7 protein-coding genes and 1 pseudogene are annotated in these 7,194 nt (G+C 69.7%); 6 read left to right on the forward strand and 2 right to left on the reverse strand.

From position 1 onward, the window contains the following. A pseudogene (locus J1C73_RS33890) lies at positions 1-287 on the forward strand (hypothetical protein); the annotation flags it as partial. A gap of 16 nt (positions 288-303) precedes the next feature. On the opposite strand, the gene J1C73_RS35340 reads toward J1C73_RS33890, so the two are convergent. Both J1C73_RS35340 and J1C73_RS35345 read right to left on the reverse strand, forming a co-directional pair. After that, the gene (locus tag J1C73_RS35340) at positions 304-819 is read right to left on the reverse strand and encodes a hypothetical protein (RefSeq protein WP_242645085.1); all 516 of its coding nucleotides are present in this window, start codon (positions 817-819) and stop codon (positions 304-306) included. Then, positions 773-1,081 carry a hypothetical protein gene (locus J1C73_RS35345; RefSeq protein WP_242645086.1) on the reverse strand — a complete coding sequence of 103 codons (309 nt, stop codon included), beginning with the start codon at positions 1,079-1,081 and terminating at the stop codon, positions 773-775. The genes J1C73_RS35340 and J1C73_RS35345 overlap by 47 nt, the downstream gene beginning before the upstream one ends. Before the next feature lie 368 nt (positions 1,082-1,449). On the opposite strand from J1C73_RS35345, the gene J1C73_RS33900 reads away from it, so the two are divergent. The 5 genes from J1C73_RS33900 to J1C73_RS33920 all read left to right on the forward strand — a co-directional run bounded on the left by J1C73_RS33900 (position 1,450) and on the right by J1C73_RS33920 (position 7,150). Beyond that, complete coding sequence (locus tag J1C73_RS33900; protein ID WP_207319712.1) at positions 1,450-1,647, forward strand: hypothetical protein; 198 nt, start codon at positions 1,450-1,452, stop codon at positions 1,645-1,647. Positions 1,648-1,775: 128 nt separating this feature from the next. Then, positions 1,776-3,014 carry an amidohydrolase gene (locus J1C73_RS33905; RefSeq protein WP_207319713.1) on the forward strand — a complete coding sequence of 413 codons (1,239 nt, stop codon included), beginning with the start codon at positions 1,776-1,778 and terminating at the stop codon, positions 3,012-3,014. 138 nt (positions 3,015-3,152) lie between these two features. Then, positions 3,153-4,193 carry a BMP family lipoprotein gene (locus J1C73_RS33910; RefSeq protein ID WP_207319714.1) on the forward strand — a complete coding sequence of 347 codons (1,041 nt, stop codon included), beginning with the start codon at positions 3,153-3,155 and terminating at the stop codon, positions 4,191-4,193. A 258-nt stretch (positions 4,194-4,451) separates the two neighbouring features. Further along, on the forward strand, positions 4,452-6,038 hold the full coding sequence (locus tag J1C73_RS33915) for an ABC transporter ATP-binding protein (protein ID WP_207319715.1): 1,587 nt from the start codon (positions 4,452-4,454) through the stop codon (positions 6,036-6,038). Then, entirely contained in the window at positions 6,035-7,150 is a 1,116-nt protein-coding gene (locus J1C73_RS33920) for an ABC transporter permease (protein WP_207319716.1), read from the forward strand. Before J1C73_RS33915 ends, J1C73_RS33920 begins: the two co-directional genes overlap by 4 nt. Positions 7,151-7,194 lie beyond the last annotated feature (44 nt).

Raw genomic sequence — 7,194 nt, forward strand, 5'->3', positions numbered from 1 at the left:
TCGTCGCGGCGGACGACCGGGCCATGAGCGACATGTTCGAGAAGGTGCAGGACGTGCCCGGTGTGATGCCTGTGGTCTACACGGCGGTGCCGATGCTGTTCTGGTTCGGGCTGCTGGCGCTCGTCACCCTGCTCGCGTTCCTCCGCCGCGACGAGGTCCCGGCCTGGTCCCCGCTGCTGGTGCTGGCCGGGGTCGTCATGATGGCCGTGAGTCTTGACCTGCTGACGGCGGGAGCCCTGTGCATCGGACTGGCCCTCTTCCCGGTGCGCCGCGGGCTGCCGGACTGATGGCGGTCCCGGACTCCTACGACGACGGCGGCTCGACCGTCCCGACTCGCAGGTACTCCGCGAACCTGATGTGGCCGAGGGAGGCGTACGCGTCGCCGTTGTTGCCCGGGGCGCGCGATCCGAACTCGGACGTGAAGCTGAACTCACGGGCGTTCTTGACATTGAACGCGCCGTACTCCTGCAGCGCCTTCGCGATCATCCGCTCGTACGGCTTGAGCGAGGTGCCGGCGTCGATGTCGTACGAGGGGTCAAGCCAGATGAACTGTCCTGCGCGCCAAGGTCGTTGGCCCTTGCCGTGGCTGCCGACCGCGGGGAAGACGTGCCGGCCGTTGTTGTCCGGGGTGCCGAAGCTCAGGGCGTGATCGATGCGGCCGGCCTTCCAGTCCGCGCGGGTGATCAATCCGGCGAGGCGGGACAGGCCGCTGCCCGTTTCCTGGCCCTTCTCCGCGACCGACGAGCCCCGGGTGTCGGATACGGCTCCCCATTCACAGCTCGGCCTGCCGTCCACCACCTCGGTCCGCCAGCATTCCATCGCTCGCCGCCCGCCCGTCCGGTCCGATCACCACCGTCCACTCGCGATCCGGTGAGGGCGCCTTCCACGACGGGTCCCAGGGGAAGGCGGCACCGTCGAAGGGGTTGGACCCCCACTGGCCGACGTGCTTGCGCGGAGTGACGTCGTAGGTCCGTGTGCCGGACGTGGCCCGGTACACCAGGGAGCCGGCCGTACCGGTGTACAGCTCCACCCGGCCCGTGGCGAGCAGGCCGGTGACCATCTGCGCGGAGTCGGGCGACACGCGGGGACGCGGATGCCGTTGGTTGAAGGGCGTCGTCGTCGGCGAAGAAGCGGGAGGAGCCGCCGGCCGCGTCCGGCGGTGGCGCCTCGTGCCCCGGCCGGATCGCGAGGACCGCCACGGCGACCGCCAGCGCGAGCGCGACACCACCCGCGACGGCGACGACCGTCCGCCGCCGGCCCCGCCGGGGCGGGGCACCGGACCCGGCGTTCGCCGCCAGCCACCGCCGCTCCCACTCCCCGCGGTCGCCGCCACAGAATTCCACTTAGGCCAGGGCGACTTCGAGGGCCGGCAGCAGGCTGCCCTCCGCGGCGTCGGACAGGGCGCCGGGCGACTGGCCCGTACGCGCGCTCATCTGACGGTACGACGGCGTGCCCGCCGCGCTGCGCAGGGTGTGGTCGGACGTGCGGTTCCTGCGGGCCCGCCTCGAAGGGGTGCTCCACGGGGTGCGCGAGGGGCTGCCGGACGACGGGTACCGCACCGGCCTCGAAGACGCGGTCGACGCGGTGGAGAGGAGCCGGGAGAAGTTCACCCGGAGCGCCCGCGAGGTGATCACCGCTCCGCCGTGAGAGCGCGCGGGAGTTTACCCACCTCGATGTCGGCCCACACGCCGTGACCCGGTCATTTATTCGTCTATGTGGCTGAACTTTTCTTGTTTCATGGTCAGTTGGAGGGGGAACGGCTTTACCCTTCACCAGTGAACCACTCGACGTCCAGCGTTTGTGAAGCCCAGCCGCCCACAGCCGAGGCCCTGCCCGGCGCGCTGCCCGAAGCGCTGCGCGCCGAGCTGATCGCCTTCCGGCGTGATCTGCACATGCACCCCGAGCTCGGCAACCAGGAGTTCCGCACCACCGCGGCCATCAAGGCCCGGCTGGAGCTGGCGGGGCTGGAGCCCCGGGTGCTCGCCTCCGGGACCGGGCTCATCTGCGACGTGGGCACGCGGAGCGAGGCCACGCGGCCCATGCTGGCGCTGCGCGCCGATATCGACGCGCTGCCGATCCCGGACACCAAGACGGGCGTCCCGTACCGCTCCACCGTGCCCGACCGGGCGCACGCCTGCGGGCACGACATCCACACCACCGCCGTGCTCGGCGCCGGCCTCGTGCTCGCCGAGCTGGACCGGCAGGGGCTGCTGCCCAACCCGGTGCGGCTGATCTTCCAGCCGGCCGAGGAGGTACTGCCCGGCGGTGCGACCGACACGATCGAGTGCGGGGTGCTGGAGGGCGTCGGCCGGATCATCGGGGTGCACTGCGACCCGAAGGTCGACGTGGGGCGGATCGGGCTGAGGGTCGGGGCGATCACCTCCGCCTGCGACCGGCTGGAGCTGTCCCTGGACGGGCCCGGCGGCCACACCGCCCGCCCGCACCTGACCACCGACCTGGTCACCGCCGCCGCCAAGGTGGCCACCGAGGTCCCCGCGCTGCTGGCCCGCCGGGTCGACGCGCGCGCCGGGCTCGCGGTGACCTGGGGGCGGCTGCAGACCGGGCACGTCTGCAATGCGATCCCGCAGCACGCCGAGCTGTCGGGCACCGTCCGCTGCCTGGATCTGGCGGCCTGGCGGGATGCCCCGGACCTGGTGCACGCCGCGATCGACGAGGTGGCCGGAATGTACCGGGCCAAGACGGTGATCAACTACATCCGGGGTGTCCCGCCCGTGGTCAATGACGCCGCCGCGATCGATCTGCTCGCCGGGGCCATGACCGCCCGCCGCGGATCGTATGCGATCGAGGGCACCGAACAGAGCCTGGGCGGGGAGGACTTTTCCTGGTATCTGGAGCATGTGCCGGGCGCGATGGCGCGGCTCGGGGTGCGTACCCCCGGCGACACCCGTGGTCTGGACCTGCACCGGGGCAACTTCGACGTGGACGAGGAGGCGATCACGGTTGGCGTGGAGCTCTTTACCGCCTCTGCGTTGCTGGACGGTAATCATCTGTAACCGGACAGGTCACCCCCGGTTCGCGACGATCCGATAACGGCTTCCGTACAGGGCTTTATCTGACATCTACGCGCGTTACGATCGCGGCGAAACCAGCGCCGGAAGAGGCGCTTCGGTCAGGTTTGAAGGAGCCTTCCCTTGCGCCCGGTATCCAAGATCACCGCCGCGTGTGCCATTGCTGCGGCGCTCGCCCTCACTGCCACCGCGTGCGGCAGCTCGTCCGACGAGTCCACCAGCCCCGACAAGGGCGGGATGAAGATCGGCATGGCCTACGACGTGGGCGGCCGTGGCGACAACTCGTTCAACGACTCCGCGGCCCGCGGCCTGGACAAGGCGAAGGCCGAGTTCCACGCCCAGACGAAGGAGCTCACCGCCAAGAACGGTGAGACCCCGGCCGACCGCGAGCAGCGCCTGCAGTCGCTCGCCGAGGGTGGCTACAACCCGGTCATCGCGATCGGCTTCGCGTACAAGGACGCGGTCGACAAGATCGCCCCCAAGTACCCCAAGGTCAACTTCGGCCTGGTCGACTCGGTCTCCGACGTGAAGAACGTCGCCTCGATCGTCTTCACCGAGGAGCAGGGCTCCTACCTCGCCGGTGTCGCGGCGGCGCTGAAGTCCAAGGACGGCCAGGTCGGCTTCATCGGCGGTGTGGACCTTCCGCTGATCAAGAAGTTCGCGGCCGGCTTCCAGCAGGGCGTCACCGACACGAACCCCAAGGCCAAGGTGCAGATCCAGTACCTGTCCACCGGTTCGGACCTGTCCGGCTTCGGCAGCCCCGACAAGGGCAAGGCCGCCGCCAAGGGCATGCTCGACAAGGGCGTCGACGTCATCTTCGCCGCCGCGGGCGGCTCGGGTGCCGGTTCGATCGAGGCCGTCGCCGGCAAGAAGGGCGCCTGGTCCATCGGTGTCGACTCCGACCAGGCCCTGGACCCGGCGCTGGCGAAGTACAAGGACACGATCCTGACCTCGGTCGTCAAGAACGTCGACGCCGGTGTCTTCGACCTGGTCAAGTCCGTCAAGGACGGCAAGCCGCTGACCGGCACGCAGACGTACTCCCTGGCCAAGGGCGGCGTCAGCCTGACCACCACGGGTGACCACCTCAAGGACATCCAGGCCCAGCTGGACGCCGCGAAGAAGAAGATCGTCGACGGCACCATCAAGGTCAAGTCCACGACCTGATCCGTCCCGTCGATCGGGGCCCGGGTGAGCGGCTTCGGCTGCTCGCCCGGGCCCCGATTCACGTACCCCCGCAACGGGGGTCACCGGCCCCGGTAAGCCACCTGTCAACAGGTGGCCAACGATTCGGTGGCGCTACGCGCGTAGCGCCCGCTCGGGCGCGGTACCTTTCTTCGCCCCCGCAATCGGCACCCCACCGCCTCCGCCCTCCGCTCCTGTCAAGGAGAGTGCGCCATCAACGCGTCCAGCAGTCCTCATGCCGTGGAGCTCCGCGGCATCACCAAGCGGTTCCCCGGGGTCGTGGCCAACCACGACATCGACATCACCGTGCGCCGCGGCACCGTTCACGCCCTCGTCGGTGAGAACGGCGCCGGCAAGTCCACTCTCATGAAGATCCTGTACGGCATGCAGAAGCCGGACGAGGGCACCATCGCGGTGGACGGCGAACAGGCCACGTTCTCCAACCCGGGCGACGCCATCGACCGCGGCATCGGCATGGTGCACCAGCACTTCATGCTCGCCGACTACCTCACCGTCCTGGAGAACGTCGTACTCGGCTCCGAGAAGCTGTACGGCATCGGCGACCGGGCCCGCGCGAAGATCAGGGAGATCTCCGACTCGTACGGTCTCGGCGTCCGGCCCGACGTCATGGTCGAGGATCTCGGTGTCGCCGACCGCCAGCGCGTGGAGATCCTCAAGGTCCTCTACCGCGGCGCCCGCACGCTGATCCTCGACGAGCCCACCGCCGTCCTCGTACCGCAGGAGGTCGAGGCGCTCTTCGACAACCTGCGCGAGCTCAAGGCCGAGGGCCTGACCGTCATCTTCATCTCGCACAAGCTGGGTGAGGTGCTGTCGGTCGCCGACGAGATCACCGTCATCCGGCGCGGCACGACCGTGGGCACCGCCGACCCGAAACACACCACGACCAAGCAGCTCGCCGAGCTGATGGTCGGCAGCGAGCTGCCGTCGCCGGAAACCCGCGAGTCGACCGTCACCGACACGCCGATGCTGACCGTCGACGGGCTGCGGCTGACCGCCACCGACCCGGACGGGGTGGTGCGTGCCGTGCTCGACGGCATCACCTTCACCATCCACAAGGGCGAGGTGCTCGGCATCGCGGGCGTCGAGGGCAACGGCCAGTCCGAACTGGTCGACGCCATCATGGGCATGCGCAGCCTCGACGCGGGCACCCTCTCCCTGGACGGCGCGGACATCTCCCGTACGCCGACGCGCAAGCGCCGCGAGGACGGGATGGCCGTCATCCCCGAGGACCGCCACCGGCACGGACTGCTGCTGGAGGCCCCGCTCTGGGAGAACCGCATCCTCGGCCACGTCACCGAGCGTCCCAACAGCAAGGGCGCCTTCCTCGACCTCAAGGCGGCCCGCGCCGACACCGAGCGGATCGTGCGCGAGTACGACGTGCGCACCCCCGGCATCGAGGTCACCGCGGCCTCGCTCTCCGGCGGCAACCAGCAGAAGCTGATCGTCGGCCGCGAGATGAGCCACTCGCCCAAGCTCCTGATCGCCGCGCACCCGACCCGGGGCGTGGACGTCGGCGCACAGGCGCAGATCTGGGACCAGATCCGCGAGGCACGCCGCGAGGGACTCGCGGTGCTGCTGATCTCCGCCGACCTGGACGAGCTGATCGGGCTCTCCGACACCCTGCGCGTCATGTACCGCGGCGGACTGGTCGCGGACGCCGACCCCGCGACCATCACCCCGGAGGAGCTCGGCTCGGCGATGACGGGCGCGGCCAGCGGCCATCTCGAAGCGCCCGGAAGCCACGGCGGATCCGCCGCCCCCACCACGGACGACACCGACCCCCGGGACGGGGGAGAGGACCGATGAAGAAGATCGACAAGGAGCGGCTGCTCCTGGGGATCGCGGCCCCCGTACTCGCGATCGTGGTCGCCTTCCTGGTGACGGCACTCGTGCTCGCCGCCACCGGCAAGGAGCCGTTCAGCGCCTTCGGCATCATGTTCGACTACGGGGTGAAGTCGGACAGCCAGGTCTACATCCTGAACAAGGCGACGACGTACTACCTCGCGGGTCTCGCGGTGGCCGTCGGCTTCCGGATGAACCTCTTCAACATCGGCGTCGACGGCCAGTACCGCCTTGCCGCCTTCTTCGCCGCGGCGGTCGGCGGCGCGCTGACCCTCCCCGGCGCCCTCCAGATCCCGCTGATCATCCTCACCGCGATGATCGTCGGCGCGATGTGGGCCGGTATCGCCGGTGTCCTCAAGGTCACCCGTGGTGTCAGCGAGGTCGTCTCGACGATCATGCTGAACGCCATCGCCACCGCGATCATCGGCTACCTGCTCCAGCAGGGCCGCCTCGGCCACCTCGACGAGGCCGGCACCAAGATCTCCACCAAGCCGCTCCCGGAGTCCTCGCACTTCTTCGAGTTCCCGACCACCCCGACGCCCGTCTGGGGCTTCATCGTGGTCGCGGTCGTCGCGGGCGTCGCCTACTGGTTCACGCTCTCGCGCACCCGGTTCGGCTTCGACCTGCGCACCGTCGGCCAGTCCGACACCGCCGCCGAGGCCAGCGGCGTGAACGTCAAGAAGATGGTCATCACCTCGATGCTCATCTCGGGTGCCGTGGCAGGCCTGATCGGCATGCCCACGCTCCTCAACGACAGCTACGAGTACAGCGGCGACTTCCCGGTCGGCATCGGCTTCACCGGTATCGCCATCGCCCTCCTCGGCCGCAACCACCCCATCGGCATCGCGCTCGGCGCGCTGCTCTGGGGCTTCCTGGAACGCGGCACCGGAAAGCTGGAGTTCGAGGGGTACGACAAGGAGATCGTCGGCGTGATCCAGGGCGTCATCGTCCTGTGCGTCGTCATCGCCTACGAAGTCGTCCGCCGCTACGGACTCAAGCGCCAGCAGAGCAAGGTCGGCGCGGAACTCGCCGCACAGGCCGCCCGTAACTCCGACCAGCAGGAGGTGTCGGCGTGACCGTCACGGCGACTTCCACCCCGCCCCCCGCGGCCCCCAAGGTC

Origin of the sequence: Streptomyces laculatispora (assembly GCF_017353455.1) — a bacterium.
Taxonomy (GTDB): Bacteria; Actinomycetota; Actinomycetes; order Streptomycetales; family Streptomycetaceae; genus Streptomyces; species Streptomyces laculatispora.

Excerpts from the sequence above, each read along its gene's own strand:
- J1C73_RS35340 (WP_242645085.1), bottom strand. The coding sequence starts at position 819 with ATGGAATGCTGGCGGACCGAGGTGGTGGACGGCAGGCCGAGCTGTGAA.
- J1C73_RS33920 (WP_207319716.1), top strand. The coding sequence starts at position 6,035 with ATGAAGAAGATCGACAAGGAGCGGCTGCTCCTGGGGATCGCGGCCCCC.